Below are 18892 nucleotides of genomic sequence, written 5' to 3'. Positions count from 1 at the left end.
CTATTTTTTTATTAAATGATTTATTAATCAATCATTGTTAGCGTAGTTTTAATGTTGCTAAACCAATCAAGACCAGTACTAATGAGATAATCCAAAAACGGACAATAACTCTTGGCTCAGGCCAGCCTTTTAATTCGTAATGATGATGAATAGGCGCCATACGGAAAATACGTTGGCCACGTAATTTATAAGAGCCGACTTGTAAAATAACCGACACTGTTTCCATAACAAAAACACCACCCATAATAAACAACACTAATTCTTGTCGAACCAAAACCGCGATAACACCCAAGGCTGCACCAAGAGCTAAAGAACCAACATCACCCATAAATACTTGCGCCGGGTAAGTGTTAAACCAGAGAAATCCTAATCCTGCGCCAACAATAGCAGTACAAACAACCACTAACTCACTCGCCATCGCAATGTGGGGAATATTTAAATATTCAGAGAAGTTTGCGTGTCCTGTCATGTAGGCAAAAATAGCAAAAGCACCGGCGACCATTATCGTTGGCACGATTGCTAAGCCATCTAAACCATCAGTTAAATTAACTGCGTTACTGGTCCCGACAATCACAAAGTAGGTCATTCCAACGTAAAAAATACCCAATTGAGGTAATACGTCTTTAACAAACGGAATAAGTAAACTTGTTTCTTCGGGACTTTGCGCAAGAGAATATAAAAACAAAGCGGTCGCTAAACCCGCAATGGTTTGCCAAAAGTATTTCCAACGCGCAATTAAACCATTCGGGTCTTTGCGAATAACTTTTCGATAATCGTCAACAAAGCCTATTAGGCCAAAACTGGTGATAACAAAAAGTACGACCCAAACATAGGTGTTACTTAAATCGGCCCAGAGTAAAACACTGACCACAATAGCGGCTAAAATTAACAGCCCACCCATAGTAGGCGTGCCGGTTTTCACCAAATGGCTTTCGGGGCCATCATCGCGAACAACCTGACCCACTTGCATATTTTGCAAGAAACGGATCAGCTTAGGACCAAAGTACAAGGATATAGTTAACGCAGTTAATGTACTTATAATGGCGCGAAATGTTAGATAAGAAAAAACATTAAAAAAACTGTAATACTGTGTTAAATATTCACTTAGCCAAACTAGCATGAACTTATCTCCGATGATTTATGTTCTGAAGTTGACGAAGAGAGTTCTAAATTTTTACGCCAGTTAATAATATCTTGCACGACATTTTCCATACGGGCACTACGTGATCCTTTAACTAAGATAGAGATCGCTTGTTGCTCATTTTCCAATAAAGAAGTTAGGCAACGCATTAACGACACTCTGTCACTAAAATGTTGGCCATTAAAAGCATCAGCTGAACTTTGACTTAGTACGCCCAGCGTCAGTAAATCATCAATTTTGCATTGTTTAGCATAATCGCCAACTTCATGATGATAACCTCGAGCTTGTGCGCCCAATTCGCCCATATCACCAAGGATAAGGATACGTCGACCTGAGTAGCTAGCCAACAAATCGCTAGCCGCTTTTATTGATTCAACATTTGCATTATAGGTATCATCAATTAATTTAAACGTGGGTGTTAACTGATGTAAATTCAATCGGCCTTTCACCGGTGACATTTCAGCCAAGCCTAAACGAATATCATCAAGGCTAGCACCAAACTCTAAAGCAATCGCAGCTGCAGCAACCGCATTACAAACATTGTGTTTCCCCGGCACCGTTAATTCAATGAACGTGTTCCCAGAGTGAGTATTAAGCTTAAAGCCAGCACAACCTGTATCATCAAGTATTACATCACTTGAGAAACAGTCAGCAGCTTGTTCACATGAGAAAGTTCTCACTTTCTTGTCAACCAAACGCCATTGCCATTTATTGGCAAATTTACAATCTTGGTTATATAGAGCAATACCACCACTGCTTAAGCCTTCAAAAATTTCGCCTTTTGCTCGTGCCACGCCACATAAATCGCCAAATCCCTCTAAATGAGCCGCGGCAATATTATTAATAATGGCGACATCAGGCTTCACTAATGCTGAGGTATAAGCTATTTCACCCATATGATTTGCACCCAACTCAACCACCGCAAATTCGTGCTGTGGCTCAAGGTGCAATAAGGTGAGTGGCACACCAATATCGTTATTAAAATTCCCTTTTGTTGCTAATACCTTGCCCAAGCGTGATAAAATTGCTGCCACCATTTCTTTTACTGTGGTTTTACCACTGCTTCCGGTAATCGCAACCGTTTTAGGAGCAACTTTTTCTTTCACATAAGCCGCAATTTTACCTAAGGCTTTATGCGTATCTTCAACAATAATTTGAGGAATACTCAGTTGGCAATCATATTGAACAATCACGGCTACACAACCTAATTCAATCACCTGATTCAAAAAACGATGAGCATCAAAATTTGGGCCCTTGAGCGCAAGAAATAATTCACCCTTTGCTAATGCTCGACTATCAGTATTAATGCTATCAATAGTGATGTTTTCTCCAACGAGCTTACCATCAACGGCTAATGCAATTTCAGCTAAGCATAATGGGATCATGAGATTGCTCCTGCAGTGTTACTTTGTTGTTGATAAACGTCATAAATGGCTTTAACCAATTCACGTTCGTTATAATTAATTTTTTCATTAGCTACTATGATGTAGTCTTCATGGCCTTTACCCGCAAGTAAAACCATGTCATCAGCTTTTGCTTTTGCCAAGGTAGCTTTAATAGCGGCTTCTCGGTCAAGTAAAACGGTGATTTTTTCAGGAAAAAGACACCCGGCGAACATATCGGCAACGATATCTTCAGCTTTTTCTGTTCTTGGATTATCTGTGGTAAATACCAGATGATCAGCACCACTTTCGGCTGCTAGCGCCATTAGTGGTCGCTTACCTTTGTCTCTGTCTCCTCCACAACCAAACACCACCCATAGCTCACCTTTACAATGGTGGCGACAAGCATGCAGTGCACTGACTAATGCATCGGGGGTATGTGCATAGTCAACAATAGTGGTCGCTTTATTATTGGCTTTAAATGTTTCCATGCGGCCAACAATCGGTGTTAATGCTTTAACCGCTAACGCGATATCATTTAATGAAATATTTTTACTCATCAGTACAGCGATACCCGCTAATAAATTTTCAATATTGAAATCGCCCATTAGCACGCTGTCAATTTCTTGCTGACCAAGATGGGTATTCAAGATGAATTGAACACCATTAGCATGGGTTTTAATTTCACTGGCTTGGGCATAAGCTGAAAATTGAGTAACTGCGGCCGATTTACCATAAACAATAAGACTTTGCTTATTTGGCCAATGCGCTAACCATTGTTTACCTTGCTGGTCATCACCATTAATAATGGCAATTTGTTTGGCATCATGACTAAAAATTTGATATTTGGCGTCAGCATAGTTTGCCATGGTTTTATGATAATCAAGATGATCACGAGTCAAATTGGTGAACACGGCAATATCAAGTAAACTTGCTATAACACGTTGCTGCTCAAGTGCATGAGAAGATATTTCCATAGCAACATTTTTACAATGATCTGCAGAGAACTCAGCCATTAACTGATGCAACTGTGTTGCCGCCGGTGTTGTATTTTCAACGGTTTGTAGCGATTCAATTTGTCCAGCGCCATTGGTGCCTATAACCGCTGTTCTTTGTTGGCAACTCGCTAATAATTTTGAGATTATTTGACTGGTGCTGGTTTTACCATTGGTGCCAGTAATACCTATAATCGTCATATTATCTTGTGGACTTTGATAATACCCCTTAGCAAATGAAAATAACTTTTCATTGAGTTGATAGAAATAGACTTGTGCTATTTTTTTATCTGAATTTTCTGTCGTTAAATAAATAATTTCACCATGTTGACTGGCATGGCTGCATTCAGCAATGATTAACCCACACTTTAAGGATACGGCTTGCTTAATAAAATCATTACCATTTTGCTGATGACCGATAATCGCACAAAAAACATCGCCCACTTTTAATTTACGGGTATCATTAACCAAATCTCCACAATTCATTGGGAAATAAGCCTGTTCAGCCAATGCAGGTAACGGTAAATTAAACCGTTTAAAAACGTCAAATAATTGTGCTTGGCTCAATGAAAAAGTAAACTTAGGCATCGGCATGCTCCTGTTTTACTTTCATTGTTGGCTTGCCTTCACTGACCACAGGTCTTATATCAGCAACACGCTTTGCATCTGGGGCAATATTTAATACCCGCAATGCGCCTTTCATCACTCTTGAAAAAACAGGGGCAGCAACTTCGCCACCATGATATAAATCGCCACCAGGTTCATTGATAACGACAACAACCACAATCTCAGGATCAGAAATTGGTGCCATGCCAGCAAACAAGCCAACGTATTCATTGCCATAGCCACCAGCGAAAGCTTTAATTGCAGTGCCCGTTTTACCACCAACACGGTAGCCTTCTACCTTAGCATTTGGGGTATGCTCATTAACCACATTTTCTAACATACCAACCACTTGCTCACTCGATTGTTCTGAAAAAATCCGTACATCTCGAAGTGGAATAGTATTCAAGGTATCTTTTTTAATAATAGTGAGCGGCTTTTTAATGCCGCCATTAGCTAAGGTTGAATAAAAACGTGCTAGTTGAAGCGGGGTTGCCGCAACACCATGTCCCCAAGATAAGGTCGCTAATTCAAATTTAGACCAACGTTGGCGATCATGCATAATACCTGAACTTTCGCCAATTAAGCCAACACCTGTTTCTTCGCCAAAGCCTGCATCAAAAAATTTATTCAGTAAAAATTCTTTCGGTACTGAAAGTGCTAATTTTGTCGTGCCCATATTCGATGAATGCACCAAAATATCAGTAATACTTAATTTGCCACGGTTAATGGGGTCGCCAACTCTTCGGCCACCTAAACGCATCCAACCTGGACTGGTATCAATAATGCTGTCGGCTTTTACTGAACCAAACTCTAATGCGGTTAATGCGGTTAAAGGCTTTAAGGTTGAACCCGGTTCATAAAAATCGGTGATCGCTCGGTTTCGAAAACGATGGATCGCTGTGTTTCGACGATTATTAGGATTATAAGATGGGCTATTTACCAGCGCTAAAATTTCACCTGTATGAACATTAGTAACAACGACTGAGCCTGATGTCGCTTTAAATGCTTTTACCGCACCTTTTAATTCTTTATAAGCGATGGCTTGAATACGCTGGTCAATACTCAAAACGATATCTTTGGGCTGAGTAGATTCTTGCTCAGACAGTATTTCTATTTTACGGCCCTTAGCATCTTTACGGTATTGTTTTTCGCCGTCAGTTCCCGTCAGTAATTGATCGTAAACGCGTTCAACGCCCTCGATACCTTTGTCATCTACATTGGTAAAGCCAACAACATGAGCGCTTATTTCTCCTGATGGGTAAAAGCGTTTTGATTCTTTTCGTAAATGAATACCCGGTATTTTTAATTCTTTAATGTATTTAGCCATTGCTGGCGATACTTTGCGTTCAACATAAACAAAACGTTTAGTTGGGTTTTTAACAATACGTGAAGTTAGTTTGTTAACATTACGCCCTAAAACATCGGCAAGTGCTTGCCAATGCTCTTTCATTGCTAGCGCATTATTGTCCATGATAATTTTAGGATCTGCCCACACGGTTTCAACCGGGACACTGATTGCCAGTTCCCGGCCGTTACGATCGACAATTGAACCACGTTGTACTGTATGAGCAGCGGTGCGTAATGAGCGCATATCTCCCTGTTTTTTCAACATGTCGGGTTCAATGATTTGAATATATGCACTGCGAGCCAACAAACCTGCATAAACAAAAACTATTAGGCCGACCACAACGTAAAAACGCCATGCCACCGAAATTTGCTGTTTATCTACTTGTTTCTTCACTAACTTGCTCATTGTTGTTGAATGATAACTTCGGAATTTATATTCGGTCTTTTCATCTGTAATAATTTTCTAGCTTTGCTTTCTATCGTACTGTGTTCAGCTAGGCTGTTTTGCTCTAACAATAAATTACGCCACTCAATATCTAACTCATCTCGTTCTGTTAACAATATTTCTAAACCACTGGTGGTTTGGCGATTTAAATGGGTGAAATAAATCACTGAAAATGCCGAAACAACCACCATAACTAACAACAGATATATAAATATATGTCGCTGAATGTCGTACCAAACTTCTAATGGCAATGCCATTTTTGAGTTTGCCATAACTATATCAGCTGCATTAAAGCGGTAATCTCATTGCAACCCGCATGACAGAGCTTCGTGAACGCTTATTTTCTTCAACTTCACTTTCACTGGGTTTTAATCTTCGACCAACAAGTTCTAATTTTTTACCTTTATTCAATTCTGCTTCACTGATCGGTAAACCACGAGGCACTTTTTTGCCTTGCGAGTGTTTTTTCATAAACTGCTTAACAAGACGGTCTTCTAATGAATGAAAGCTAATAACCACTAAACGACCATTTTCAGCAAGTACTGATAATGATGCCGCAAGTACTTTTTCAATTTGCTCTAACTCACTATTAATATAAATGCGGATCGCTTGAAAGCTTCGTGTTGCCGGGTGCTTTTTAATTTCGCGTTGTGGTGCTGTCGTTTGAATGATTTTGGCTAACTGACTAGTACGGGTATAAGGGGTTTCTTCACGTGTATCAACAATGGCGTTAGCAATTCGCCAAGCATGTTTTTCTTCGCCAAAAGTACGTAGTACCCAAGTAATATCTTCAACATCAGCCACAGCAATCCATTCTGCTGCGGTTTGTCCACGCGAAGTATCCATACGCATGTCTAATGGGCCATCATTCATAAAGCTAAAGCCACGTTCGGCTTCATCAAGCTGCGGCGAAGATACACCAAGGTCAAGGAGAATACCGTCAACTTTACCAAGTAATTGATACTTTTCAGCAATGTTTTGTAAGTCGGCAAAGCCTTCGTGCTCAATAGTAAATCGAGCATCGTCAGCAAATTTTTCTGCCGCTTTAATTGCCGTAAGATCTCGATCAATGGCAATAAGTCGACCATTTTCAGAGAGTTGAGAAAGTATAAGAGCTGAGTGCCCGCCTCGACCAAACGTACAGTCGATATAGGTAGCATCGGGGTTAATTGCGAGTCCGGTCACTGCTTCGTCAAGCAATACCGAGATATGTGAATTATCTAATTTCATTTTGGGTAACACCATGTTACTGAATACCAAGTGATCAATTCGGTATCGGGTTATTAACTATTTTTAGTCTTAATTTTGCTATTTACAGTGATAAGTCTAACAAGCGGTCAGTCAGTTCAATTTCACCCGACTGAATTTGGCTAATGCCTTTTTGCATTTGCACTTGCCAGGCATTTTCACTCCAAATTTCAAATTTCTTTAATTGTCCTACCAGCATCACACTTTTTTCTAAATTGGCATGTAAACGCAACGGACCATTAATCAATAAGCGACCACTCTTATCGATTTCACAATCAGAAGCATTACCTAAAAGTACTTGCTGTAACAATCGCTCTTGTGGGTTCATACTCGATAAACTACACAATTTTAATTCTATTTCTTCCCATTCAGGAAGCGGGTAAAGTAGTAAGCAGGGATGTTGAATATCAACGGTACAAACCATTTTTCCTTGGCAATCGGCAAATAGCTCTTCGCGGTACTTAGTTGGTACCGTGATTCTATTTTTACTGTCGAGCGTAATTGCGCTGGTGCCTCTAAACATAATCCTGCTTTATTATTTTAGTAATCCTTTAAGATCCACTAATTCCCACTTATTCCCACATTGATACAGTTTAGTGAGAAAAGTGAAGCCATGTCAAGCAAAGATTGGTATAAATGATCTGGCCGAACACCAATAAAATTAAGGCTTTGAGCAAAGTTGATGAATTTGTGGGTTTTTGTGGATCCTTGCCCCAGAATATGTAATACAATTAATTTTTTAGCTGATTTCGAAGAAAAGATGAGCGGTTAGCGACTACTTACTTGATACCGATGAGTCCTATTATTAACAACCAAAAAGCAAAAAATAATTTCAACTTAGTTGCTGAGAGGTGCGTCACCAAGGTCTTAGCAAAAATACCGCCAAGCAAGGCACCTGGGCCTGCAAATAGTACCACTTGCCAATAAATTTCAAATTGAATCAAGGTATGCTGCCAGATGGCTGACCAAACAGTAAAAGCTGAAACAATCACGGCTGCGGCCACTGCCATACTAATGTCAAAACGTCGAAGAATTAAATAAATGGCCAATAACTCACCGACACCTACCGATAGCCAAGCGGTAAGCGCACCACCAAAGAGTCCTATGGTGGTTAAAGCCAGCCAATCAAAAAGGTAGAGTTGGCTACGCTCACAATGCGGCTTAATAAAGAAGATAGTGCCAACTATAAATAGGCCAAGCACTAAAGAAAACCAGCTAAAGCTGTGATGCAAAGAAGTGGGTGAGCTAAGTTGATTACCATAAACAAACCAAATACCGATGATTGAGCTTATTGTGGTCACACTGATAATACGTTTAAACCCTTGCCATAAACGTAATTGTGTTTTTTCACTATGGTAATGAAACCACCAAGTAAAAGCGCCGGCAGTCATACCAAAACATTGAATAGCAAAGCTGGTCGCTATAGATTGTTGTTCAGTAAAGTTGAGTTGATTAAACAGTGGGATAAAGACAACTCCGCCACCTGCTCCGGTTGAATTGGCAAAAATACCGCCAATTAAGCCAATAAAACTAAATACCCCATACTCAGGAATGTCTTCGATAGCCATAGGAGACATTGCTAGCATGCCAAGCCAAATCGAAATGAATAATAAAATAAATTTAGGATTATTTAAGCGGAAAAAACTCACTGAACATTAACACTTACTTTGGTGAGACTGTTTATCGGTAAGGAATGTTATCGCTGCTGCCGATAAATTTTTATTAGAAATGTAACTCCGACCCTTAGCGTGTCTTATTAACCAACCTAGTTGAGTGTTTTGTATTAATTGCACGTCTGACCACAATAACGTCAAGCTAGCATAAAATGATTTACTCACAATGCCTTGTTCATCAATCGTTAAATCAACATTACCTTTGGCGGCTTTACTGAGCATTTGTCGCATCACCCACCACGGCTTTTGATAATAAGTACTGACGGCTTCAAGAATACCTAAAGCAAAAACAAACCAAGCTACATAGGGATTCATTTCGGTAAAGAGTACTAACGACATGCCGGCAACGGATAAGACAATTGATTTTTTGTAGGCACTTATTGAAGTATCGATGACAACAGATTCGCTAAAACATTCTTGAAAATGGGCTTTGTCTAGTTCGTAGGTTGTTGAGTAGGTAAAAGGCTGTGGCATAAATATAAAAAACTCAGATAAAATAATAATGTTATTTTACCTGAGTTTTTAATAAATGATGAAGTAAATAGTGATTAAAAGTTATGGTTAATTATTTCTCATTATTGTCTGTTGGGATCACAGCGTCTTCAATGTTAATTTCTTCAGCGATCATACCCACTTCGACACGATCAACGCGTTGTAGACCTCGTGGTAACTTATTGCCACGGCGACCACGCTCACCACGATAGTGTTCAACATCGCTGGCTTTTAAGGTTAACTTACGTTTACCCGCGTGCAATGTTAGCGAACTCTCAGCTGAAATAACGTTTAGTATCGAAACAAATTCTTCACGGCTTTTCGCTCTTGCTGCAGAAATATTAATAATTTTGTTACCTTTACCTTTACTCAGTATCGGTAAGTCTTTAACTGGAAATACCAGCATTCGACCTTCAGACGTAATGGCAAGCACTAACATATTATCAATATTAGCAATAGGCAATGGTGTATTCACTTTGGCATTTGCTGGCACGCTTAATAATGCTTTACCATTCTTATTGCGACTAATCATGTCAGAAAATTTACCAACAAAACCATAGCCGGCATCACTGCTTAGTAAATATTTACTTTCATCACTTGCCATTAAACTCGTGACAAAGGTTTCTCCTGTCGATAGGCTAAAACGGCCACTTAATGGCTCACCTTGGCTTCTTGCTGTTGGCAATGTATGAGCGTCGGTGGTGTAAGCACGCCCCGTTGAGTCAATAAAGACCACAGGATTATTGCTGCGCCCTTTTGAAGAACATAAGTAGCTGTCACCTGATTTATAACTTAGCGCTTCGGGTTCGATATCATGACCTTTGGCACAACGCGCCCAACCCTTGTGAGAAACGACAACGGTAACGGCTTCACTGGGGACTAAATCTTTTTCAGATAATGCTTTTGCTTCACTGCGCTCAATAAGAACAGAACGACGGTCATCACCATATTTTTCAGCCGCTTCTTGAATTTCTTTTTTCATTAGCGTATTCATTCGCGCTGTTGAATTTAATATTTTTTCAAGATACTCACGTTCTATATTAAGCTCTGCTTGCTCTGCTCTTATTTTAATTTCTTCAAGTTTAGCAAGTTGACGAAGCTTAATTTCTAAAATTGATTCTGCTTGACGTTCTGATAAATCAAAACGAGAAATCAGTTCTTCTTTGGGTTTATCAAAATTTCGAATAATTTCGATAACTTCATCAATATTTAAATAGGCGATCAATAACCCGTCTAATAAATGTAAACGAGCTAACACTTTATCGAGACGATACTGCAAACGACGGCGCACAGTTTCGCGACGATATACCAGCCATTCTGATAAAATAACCCGCAAGTCTTTTACTGCAGGTTTATTATTCAAGCCAATCATGTTTAGATTAACACGATAACTTTTTTCTAAATCGGTACTGGCGAACAAGTGATTCATTAATTGTTCTATATCAACTCGATTAGAACGAGGGATCACCACTAAACGGGTTGGATTCTCATGATCAGACTCGTCACGCAAATCAACCACCATAGGTAGTTTTTTCGCATTCATTTGCCCAGCAATTTGTTCAAGTATTTTGCCGCCAGAAGCTTGATGAGGTAAAGCTGTAATAACAATATCACCCTGCACAATCTCAAAAATAGCGCGCATTTTAATGCTGCCTTTACCGGTTCGATATATTTTTTCAATATCGGCTTTAGGTGTAATTATTTCAGCATCAGTGGGGTAATCAGGACCTTTGACATACTCAAGTAAATCACTAATTTCCGCTTTAGGTTGTTCAATTAAATGTACACATGCATTAGCTACTTCACGAACATTATGAGGTGGAATATCGGTAGCCATACCAACCGCTATGCCGGTAATACCATTTAAGAGTATATGAGGTAAACGAGCAGGCAAGGTTTTAGGTTCATTCATGGTACCGTCAAAGTTTGGTGTCCAATCAACGGTGCCTTGACCCAATTCGGCGAGTAATATTTCGCTAAAACGTGATAAACGTGATTCGGTATAACGCATAGCAGCGAAAGACTTCGGATCGTCTGGCGCGCCCCAGTTTCCTTGTCCATCAACCAGCGGATATCGATATGAAAATGGCTGAGCCATTAATACCATAGCTTCATAGCAAGCAGAGTCGCCATGTGGGTGAAATTTACCCAACACATCACCAACAGTACGCGCTGATTTTTTATATTTTGCGTTGGCAGACAAACCCAATTCAGACATCGCATAGACAATACGTCTTTGAACTGGCTTCAAGCCATCACCAATATGTGGTAAAGCTCGATCCATGATCACGTACATCGAATAGTTTAAATAAGACTCTTCGGTAAATTGTCGAAGTGGTCGCTGTTCAATACCTTCGAGGCTAAAATTAAGCGCGTCTGACATGAATTAATTCCTGAATTGTCAACCTGTTAGGGAGTAGTCCTACCTGTGACTTTGGTTATTATTTTTAGATTACATTTAACTAGACTCTAGCTTATATGATTATATAGCTGTTGCCAATCAAGATGCGCCTCTGAGAGTACATTTTGAATGACAATAGGGAGACAAGGCAGGAAAACACTTCTTTATCAAAATTTGTAAATTAGTCGTTATTATTTTTTTGGTTATTATTTTGGCCTTCATCATTAAACTGACAGACGCGGTTGCGTCCGTTAGCTTTAGCATAATACATCGCTATATCAGCTGCATTAAGTAAGTCATCAAAATTTGACTCGACTTGCTCTAAACAAGCAACGCCAATACATACCGATAGTTGTTCGTTAATATTAAATTCAGACCAGTCTTTACTTGCCACTTTCTCACGTAAACGCTCGGCTATTGCCTTAGCTTCAGCACAGCCTACCTCTGGTAATATACCTGCAAACTCTTCACCACCTAATCGGGCAAAAAGATCGCGAGAGCGCATAGTTTCACTGCCTAGTTTGGCAATTATTTTAATAACTTCATCACCAATATCATGACCGTAAGTATCATTTATATTTTTGAAGTGATCTATATCTAATAGAATGACACTTAAACTCTGTTTTTCATTGACCGCTGTAGCCACTGCTTCAGCGCCTTTTTCAAACAAAGTACGTCGATTATACAAGTTAGTGAGACTATCTACTTTTGCTAAATATTTTAATTTTTTTCTGACTTTTATTTGTCTCAATAGAAGTACAAAGAAAACAATAACAGTGACGACTAGTATTAAAATATTACGTTGTTGAGCAAATTTTTTATTCTCTGCAGCAATAATTTTTAAACGTTTAATTTTATTTTGATTGGCTAGTAATTCATTTTGCTTAATTTTTTCATCGGTTTCATAGGTTTTATTAAGATCTTTAATTTTATCAGCTCGGGTTCCATCGAAGTATTGGTAACCATTTCTTATATATTTTTTCTTATAATCGAACGCTTGCTTAAAGTCACCCAAAGCAGAAAATGAGCGAGCAAAAATTAGATTCACTTCAGAGAATTCCGGCAAGTAAAGCTGCTTTTCAGGGATTTCATCTCGTAAGTTTAATGTTTTCTCAAGCCAAGCAATAGCCTGTTTATCCTGTTGTGCATGGTGTTCGATTAAAGCGTGTATCAAAAATATTAAATACTGTTCTGCCGCGTTAAAAGTTGAGTTAATTTCTTCTAGTTGTAATAAAACACCGGTAACTTGCACAGCATTTTTTTGATCGTTTTGTTGAACCAGTGATAACAAAGACAAAATACGAGCATTAATTGGTAACGGCTCTTTATTGTTCAAAATATTTTCAGGCTCAGCAGGCGCCTCGACACTTTTATTTTCTTCTGCGGCTAACGCTTCGTCAACTGAATAAGATTGCGCTACTGATGGAAATGCTACATTTGCCAAGTAGAAGCTCAATAAGACACACAGTGATATATAAGAAAAAGAGCTATGCCTCATTAAAAACACACCTTATTTCTGCCTAAATTTTTTGCTTGATACATATTAATATCCGCATCTTTTATCAGTTGAGCAAAACTTGTAGTACTTTCTTTTTGGTAAGAAGATATACCAATACTGACCGTAACCCCAGTGAGTTTTTTATATGACCAAACTTTATTTTGAATACTCAAACGTAATCTCTCAGCCAAATTATGAGCATTTTCGGGTGAAGTGTTCGCTAATAAAGCAATAAATTCCTCACCACCGAAACGGCCAAAACAATCACTTTGACGCATAATATAGTTGGCCAAGTCTGCAATATCTTTGAGTATTTTGTCACCGGTACTATGACCAAAGCTATCATTTATTGCCTTAAAATTATCAACATCGAGCATTAATATACTAAAAGGTGCCTGTTCTTCTTGTGCTCGAGCAAACATTTGCTCACCCAACTCAATTAAACGTCGGCGGTTCGCCACACCTGTTAAATCATCAACTTGGCTAATTCGAACAAAATGTTTTTGACTTTGTAACATTTTAAGTAAAAACCAAGCGAGTATAACGAGCACAGTACCGACAAAAATAATCAACAAATGTAAATTTTCTTCGTAGTAGGTCACATCGTTAAGTTGTATTATTTGTACAGACTTCTCCTGTTCAAGTATTTTGTTTTTTAAGTCTGCTTGTTTGCTTTCAAAACTTAATCGTAACTCTTCAATTTGTTCCATGTTTATGTTCTCTTGATCTTTAAATAAACGCGTTAAAAATTGAGATTGTTTATCATAAGCTTGCTGATATCTTTGTGTTTTATAATAAATTTCAGACTGCAAATACATTAAGTGATAATTTGAAAAAGTATTTTTTGTTTGACTATTTTTTGCTAATATTTTTTCAGCGACTGCTAAGTTTTCAAGCGCCTCATCATATCGTTCCATGGCTTCAAGTACATATGCCTTATTAACATTAAAAAATAATAAGGCATTATGTTGCTGCACACCTTTTAAGTATTGTTCAGCAAGGGTAATATATTGATAAGCAACATCTAAATCAGGATCTTTTTTCTTAGCGTGCGATATAGACAAACGAGTATAAGCACCACCTATGACTTCATTGTTACCAAACTTATTAGCACTGGCTATGACTTCTTCAAATAGCTCGATAGCCTGTTCATATCGGCTTTGATCCATGTAGTTCACTGCAATATTTTGTAAACTATTTAACGCATAGAGTGCCATACCCGCTTTTTTATAATGTTCGTAAGAAGCTTGGTAAAATTTTATCGATTTTTTAGGGTTATACATATAAGAGTATAAAATACCCAACTCGCTGTTAACGGAACCTTTAAGTTCTTCGTTATCTAAAGTATTGGCAATAACCAACGCATTATTGAGCATAGTCAACGACTGTTCATATTGTTCAGTTAGGTAATAAATAGCACCTAAGTTGATAAAGCCATCGGCAATAAATTTTTTAGCATCTAAGGATTCGGCAACTTCTAAGCCATTCAAATAATTCTCAACTGCGCCACTAGCATCACCTAAACTTTCTAAAGAAAAGCCACGTAAGTATGAAAGTTGTGAAATCAATATAGTAGGACTAGTTAAATGTTGTGCTATTTTTAACCCTTGTGATGCGGCGCTAAACGCCGATTTATATTGAGAGGCTTCAATATAAACTTCTGACAGTACTTGGTAATACTTTACCTGGTTCCCAACGGTTAACGCATTGATATTGGCTTGATAAGAATCTAACAGCGCAAGTGCATCGGTAATATTAGTATTTTGTAATTTTTCAACGCGTTCAACAAAAAAGATAAAGTCACGATTGGTTGTGCCATCATCTGCAAATGTTTGCGTAGTTATCAATAAAGCGCTTAACAGAGACCAAAAAACCAAGGTAACTTGTTTGTAACGTTTTTTTAACAAATTCAACCTCTTATTTATAGTTTTAGTCATAGTTTAATCAACTTCAGTTGCAGTATAAAACGATTTAAAGCGAATGATAAACCGTTATTTCTAATTAATTATTTTTCATCCACATACAGAGAAAATAAAACTAGAACAACAACAAATTTTAAGATAAATTAACAGCGCTTTTTGCGTTATTATGTCCTTGTAGCTCAGTTGGATAGAGCAAGCGCCTCCTAAGCGCTAGGTCGGACGTTCGAATCGTCTCAGGGACACCAAAATCATTAAACTCAGTAAGAATCAAAAAACAGGCAACTAGTCTAAAAATTATACTTTTTACCGCTATGTAACCCGCTTATAACAGCCCTCACACTTATCATTGCTATAATAAAGACACCTTTAAAGAAAAGCCTATAATGTAGAGAACATCCCTCTATTGATTTACCATCACATAATCTACTTTATAGATAACATCATAATATTGCGCCCCACTCTGAACAGTCCATGTCTAATAAGTAGTTTTATCGATAAATATCAGATATTAACCTAAAAGCGCTATTTTATTATTAGCTAGCCCCTCGATAAATTTATCCGCAGATCAGCCTACTAGTAATTCAAAAAAAGACTACAATTGTTGCTTCATCAAATATATTTCACTATGAGTCCCTAAATGGAAAAATATAGATTAAGTTTTGTTCAAATAAACCTTTTACATGAAAAAATTGCCGAAGTGATTTTTGATAAAGGCGTTTATATTTCAATTGAAATGATGGAAGAAATTGAAACTTTTTTTTGTACTTTTTTTAAAACTGATTTTGGTGTTATCGTCAATAAAATTTATCCTTACACCTATTCATTAGAAGCACAGTTAACCATGGGTTCTCTAATTCATATGAAATCAATAGCCTCCATCAACTATTCTAAAGAAGGTGTTGCTAACACTGAAGATATTATCAACAAACGTAGTAATGATAAGTTAAACGTTAAGCAGTTTAATGGTTTAGAGCTCGGTCGCCAGCAAGCACTTAAATGGCTACAAAAAGAACTAGCTTGATCGCTGATTGATGCGGAACATATACACTCTTTGCCACCTCGCTAACTGCTCCTGCCTTACTCTACTTCCTGCATAAATGCGGTCACAGCACCGTGCTATTGCCTCCATGGATAAGGGGCTATGATTTGTAGGGAACAAAATGACGTGCAGGATGCACTAATGCAGCGTAGACATAAAAAAGCCTCGTAAACGAGGCCTTTAAAATTCATATAATATATTACCAACGACTACTCACTGGTAGATTTTTCTATTGTAACTTCCTTGTCACCTAAGATTGAGATATTACTCAATGCCGCTGAAACAGCCAATACGATTACCGCAAAAAGTACTGTCGTCAGCTTAATTCCTCGTGAAGATGACCTGTTCATAAATGTTCCTGTGTCAGGTGTTTTTGTTGTTATTTTGACATCTGTACAAAACTCAACCAATCTATACGATTAACATTGATAATTCAACTGTTTAAAATTAATAAAACAGATAAATTATAAACAATCGACCGGTGACGTAATATTATATTAATGGTCTTTTTAGCCATTTGGTCTAACTAATACCAAAAAAAACACTTATTTGCATAATATCGTTTGCAGTTTAGTGGTGGTCTAGGTGAAAATGGTGCCACTTATACCACTCATATACTTAGTTCATTTTAAGTATAAATATAATAAAGATTTGGAGTCAATATGCCGTCTCGTCAAGAACTGGCCAATGCAATTAGAGCTTTAAGTATGGATGCCGTACAGAAAGCGAAATCCGGACACCCTGGAGCCCCAATGGGCATGGCAGATATTGCCGAAGTATTATGGCGCGATTTTCTAAAACATAATCCAACAGATCCAAATTGGACCGACCGCGATCGTTTCGTTTTGTCGAACGGTCATGGCTCAATGCTTATATATTCTTTATTACATTTAACCGGATATGAATTACCGATTGAAGAATTAAAGAATTTCCGTCAATTACATTCTAAAACACCAGGTCACCCAGAGTACGGTTACACCCCAGGTGTAGAAACGACGACAGGACCATTAGGTGCTGGTATTTCTAATGCCGTTGGTATGGCCATTGCTGAAAGAACACTTGCTGCACAATTTAACCTTCCAGGTCACGACATCGTTGATCACTTTACTTATTGTTTCTTAGGTGATGGTTGTTTGATGGAAGGTATTTCTCATGAAGTATGTTCATTAGCCGGCACTTTAGGATTAGGTAAATTAGTCGCTTTTTGGGATGACAACGGTATTTCAATTGATGGTAAAGTTGAAGGTTGGTTTACAGATGACACACCTGCTCGTTTTGAAGCTTATGGCTGGCACGTAATAAGCGTTGACGGTCACGATTCAGCGGCTATAGCGGCGGCAATTACAGCAGCTAAAGCAGTAACGGACAAACCATCAATGATTTGTTGTAAAACAATTATTGGTTTTGGTTCACCGAATAAAGAAGGCACACATGATTGTCATGGCGCACCATTAGGTGATGATGAGATTGCAGCGACACGTAAAGCGCTAAACTGGCCACATGCCCCTTTTGAAATTCCAAGCGATGTTTATGCTGAATGGGATCAAAAAGAAAAAGGCCAATCGAGCCAAGTTTCTTGGAATGACCAATTTTCAGCATACCAACAAGCTCACCCAGAACTTGCTGCCGAATACGAGCGTCGAGTTATTAAAGGTGATTTACCAAGCGACTTCGAAGAAAAAGCCAATGCCCTAGTACAAGCTTGCCAAGATAAAGGCGAAAATATTGCTTCGCGTAAAGCTTCACAAAATACTATTGAAGCTTTTGGCGCTATATTACCTGAGTTATTGGGTGGTTCTGCTGATTTAGCGGGTTCTAACTTAACATTATGGTCAGGTTCTAAAGGTATTGAAAAAGACGCTGGCGGTAACTACATTTATTACGGCGTACGTGAATTTGGTATGAGCGGCATTATGAATGGTGTTTCATTGCACGGTGGTTTCATTAATTACGGTGCAACGTTCATGATGTTTATGGAGTACGCGCGTAACGCAGTTCGTATGTCGGCTTTAATGGGTATTCAAAATATATTTGTTTACACTCACGATTCTATTGGTCAAGGTGAAGATGGTCCAACACATCAGCCAATCGAACAGTTAACGAATTTACGTACTACTCCGAATATGGATACTTGGCGCCCATGTGATGCAACAGAATCTGTTGTTGCTTGGAAATCAGCGATTGAACGTAAAAACGGCCCTACGTCATTAATATTTTCTCGCCAAGGTTTACCCGCAGTAGCGCGTAACAGTTCACAAGTAACAAACATCGCCAAAGGCGCTTATGTATTGCAAGACTGTGAGGGTACTGCTGACGTTATACTCATTGCAACGGGTTCTGAAGTATCATTAGCCCTTGATTCTGCAAAGCAATTAACCGCTGATGGTAAAAAAGTACGTGTGGTTTCTATGCCGTCAACCAATATTTTTGATGTGCAATCAAGCGAATACAAAGAATCAGTATTGCCTTCATCAGTGATAAAACGTGTCGCTATTGAAGCTGCTCACACTGATTTTTGGTACAAGTATGTTGGTTTTTCTGGCGCTGTTGTCGGTATGACAACCTTTGGTGAATCTGCACCAGGTAACGTGTTACTTGAGCATTTTGGTTTCACCGTGGCAAATGTTGTTAAGACTGTAAACCAGCTTTAATCATTAATTAAAGCCTATAAGTCAAAACCTTCAAACGAAATGTATACTCGTT

At 38.4% G+C, this 18892-nt stretch carries 15 protein-coding genes and 1 tRNA gene; 3 read left to right on the top strand and 13 right to left on the bottom strand.

Annotated elements, in window-relative coordinates:
• Positions 1-37 precede the first annotated feature (37 nt).
• The 12 genes from mraY to H4J67_RS00750 all read right to left on the bottom strand — a co-directional run bounded on the left by mraY (position 38) and on the right by H4J67_RS00750 (position 15135).
• Entirely contained in the window at positions 38-1120 is a 1083-nt protein-coding gene (mraY, locus tag H4J67_RS00805; protein ID WP_182176275.1) for a phospho-N-acetylmuramoyl-pentapeptide-transferase, read from the bottom strand.
• Entirely contained in the window at positions 1114-2526 is a 1413-nt protein-coding gene (gene murF, locus H4J67_RS00800) for a UDP-N-acetylmuramoyl-tripeptide--D-alanyl-D-alanine ligase (protein WP_182176276.1), read from the bottom strand. The genes mraY and murF overlap by 7 nt, the downstream gene beginning before the upstream one ends.
• Entirely contained in the window at positions 2523-4106 is a 1584-nt protein-coding gene (locus H4J67_RS00795; protein WP_182176277.1) for a UDP-N-acetylmuramoyl-L-alanyl-D-glutamate--2,6-diaminopimelate ligase, read from the bottom strand. Before H4J67_RS00795 ends, murF begins: the two co-directional genes overlap by 4 nt.
• On the bottom strand, positions 4099-5877 hold the full coding sequence (locus H4J67_RS00790; protein WP_182202584.1) for a penicillin-binding protein 2: 1779 nt from the start codon (positions 5875-5877) through the stop codon (positions 4099-4101). Before H4J67_RS00790 ends, H4J67_RS00795 begins: the two co-directional genes overlap by 8 nt.
• A complete protein-coding gene (gene ftsL / locus H4J67_RS00785; RefSeq protein WP_182176279.1) occupies positions 5874-6188 on the bottom strand; it encodes a cell division protein FtsL in 315 nt (104 codons plus the stop codon). The genes H4J67_RS00790 and ftsL overlap by 4 nt, the downstream gene beginning before the upstream one ends.
• 16 nt (positions 6189-6204) lie before the next feature.
• Positions 6205-7146: a 16S rRNA (cytosine(1402)-N(4))-methyltransferase RsmH gene (gene rsmH, locus H4J67_RS00780; protein ID WP_182202583.1), complete on the bottom strand. Its 942-nt coding sequence runs from the start codon at positions 7144-7146 to the stop codon at positions 6205-6207.
• Between the two features lie 82 nt (positions 7147-7228).
• Entirely contained in the window at positions 7229-7687 is a 459-nt protein-coding gene (gene mraZ, locus H4J67_RS00775) for a division/cell wall cluster transcriptional repressor MraZ (RefSeq protein ID WP_182176281.1), read from the bottom strand.
• Between the two features lie 256 nt (positions 7688-7943).
• Entirely contained in the window at positions 7944-8750 is an 807-nt protein-coding gene (locus H4J67_RS00770) for a sulfite exporter TauE/SafE family protein (RefSeq protein ID WP_182176282.1), read from the bottom strand.
• Between the two features lie 69 nt (positions 8751-8819).
• Positions 8820-9311 carry a YcxB family protein gene (locus H4J67_RS00765; protein WP_182202581.1) on the bottom strand — a complete coding sequence of 164 codons (492 nt, stop codon included), beginning with the start codon at positions 9309-9311 and terminating at the stop codon, positions 8820-8822.
• Positions 9312-9402: 91 nt separating this feature from the next.
• A complete protein-coding gene (parC, locus tag H4J67_RS00760) occupies positions 9403-11712 on the bottom strand; it encodes a DNA topoisomerase IV subunit A (protein ID WP_182176284.1) in 2310 nt (769 codons plus the stop codon).
• 199 nt (positions 11713-11911) lie between these two features.
• Complete coding sequence (locus H4J67_RS00755; RefSeq protein WP_182176285.1) at positions 11912-13174, bottom strand: GGDEF domain-containing protein; 1263 nt, start codon at positions 13172-13174, stop codon at positions 11912-11914.
• Positions 13175-13227: 53 nt separating this feature from the next.
• The gene (locus H4J67_RS00750) at positions 13228-15135 is read right to left on the bottom strand and encodes a diguanylate cyclase (protein ID WP_182176286.1); all 1908 of its coding nucleotides are present in this window, start codon (positions 15133-15135) and stop codon (positions 13228-13230) included.
• A gap of 183 nt (positions 15136-15318) precedes the next feature.
• Between H4J67_RS00750 and H4J67_RS00745 the strand changes: the two genes are divergently transcribed.
• Together H4J67_RS00745 and H4J67_RS00740 are read left to right on the top strand one after the other, a co-directional pair.
• Positions 15319-15395 (top strand) — tRNA-Arg (locus tag H4J67_RS00745).
• A 392-nt stretch (positions 15396-15787) separates the two neighbouring features.
• A complete protein-coding gene (locus tag H4J67_RS00740) occupies positions 15788-16171 on the top strand; it encodes a hypothetical protein (protein WP_182202580.1) in 384 nt (127 codons plus the stop codon).
• Positions 16172-16398: 227 nt separating this feature from the next.
• On the opposite strand, the gene H4J67_RS00735 is transcribed toward H4J67_RS00740, so the two are convergent.
• Positions 16399-16539 (bottom strand): hypothetical protein, encoded by a 141-nt coding sequence (locus H4J67_RS00735; RefSeq protein WP_182176288.1) that lies wholly within the window; start codon positions 16537-16539, stop codon positions 16399-16401.
• A 312-nt stretch (positions 16540-16851) separates the two neighbouring features.
• On the opposite strand from H4J67_RS00735, the gene tkt reads away from it, so the two are divergent.
• Complete coding sequence (tkt, locus tag H4J67_RS00730; RefSeq protein ID WP_182202578.1) at positions 16852-18840, top strand: transketolase; 1989 nt, start codon at positions 16852-16854, stop codon at positions 18838-18840.
• The last annotated feature ends 52 nt before the right edge of the window (positions 18841-18892 follow it).

It is taken from the genome of Colwellia sp. BRX10-4 (genome assembly GCF_014077465.1).
Taxonomy (GTDB): Bacteria; Pseudomonadota; Gammaproteobacteria; order Enterobacterales; family Alteromonadaceae; genus Colwellia_A.
Note: the sequence above shows the minus strand (reverse complement) of the source record. Positions and strands in the feature narration are given on the sequence as shown.

Bases quoted from the DNA above. Each gene is read 5' to 3' on its own strand.
- mraY (WP_182176275.1), bottom strand. From the start codon at position 1,120: ATGCTAGTTTGGCTAAGTGAATATTTAACACAGTATTACAGTTTTTTT.
- murF (WP_182176276.1), bottom strand. From the start codon at position 2,526: ATGATCCCATTATGCTTAGCTGAAATTGCATTAGCCGTTGATGGTAAG.
- H4J67_RS00795 (WP_182176277.1), bottom strand. From the start codon at position 4,106: ATGCCTAAGTTTACTTTTTCATTGAGCCAAGCACAATTATTTGACGTT.
- H4J67_RS00790 (WP_182202584.1), bottom strand. From the start codon at position 5,877: ATGAGCAAGTTAGTGAAGAAACAAGTAGATAAACAGCAAATTTCGGTG.
- ftsL (WP_182176279.1), bottom strand. From the start codon at position 6,188: ATGGCAAACTCAAAAATGGCATTGCCATTAGAAGTTTGGTACGACATT.
- rsmH (WP_182202583.1), bottom strand. From the start codon at position 7,146: ATGAAATTAGATAATTCACATATCTCGGTATTGCTTGACGAAGCAGTG.
- mraZ (WP_182176281.1), bottom strand. From the start codon at position 7,687: ATGTTTAGAGGCACCAGCGCAATTACGCTCGACAGTAAAAATAGAATC.
- H4J67_RS00770 (WP_182176282.1), bottom strand. From the start codon at position 8,750: ATGCTAGCAATGTCTCCTATGGCTATCGAAGACATTCCTGAGTATGGG.
- H4J67_RS00765 (WP_182202581.1), bottom strand. From the start codon at position 9,311: ATGCCACAGCCTTTTACCTACTCAACAACCTACGAACTAGACAAAGCC.
- parC (WP_182176284.1), bottom strand. From the start codon at position 11,712: ATGTCAGACGCGCTTAATTTTAGCCTCGAAGGTATTGAACAGCGACCA.
- H4J67_RS00740 (WP_182202580.1), top strand. From the start codon at position 15,788: ATGGAAAAATATAGATTAAGTTTTGTTCAAATAAACCTTTTACATGAA.
- H4J67_RS00735 (WP_182176288.1), bottom strand. From the start codon at position 16,539: ATGAACAGGTCATCTTCACGAGGAATTAAGCTGACGACAGTACTTTTT.
- tkt (WP_182202578.1), top strand. From the start codon at position 16,852: ATGCCGTCTCGTCAAGAACTGGCCAATGCAATTAGAGCTTTAAGTATG.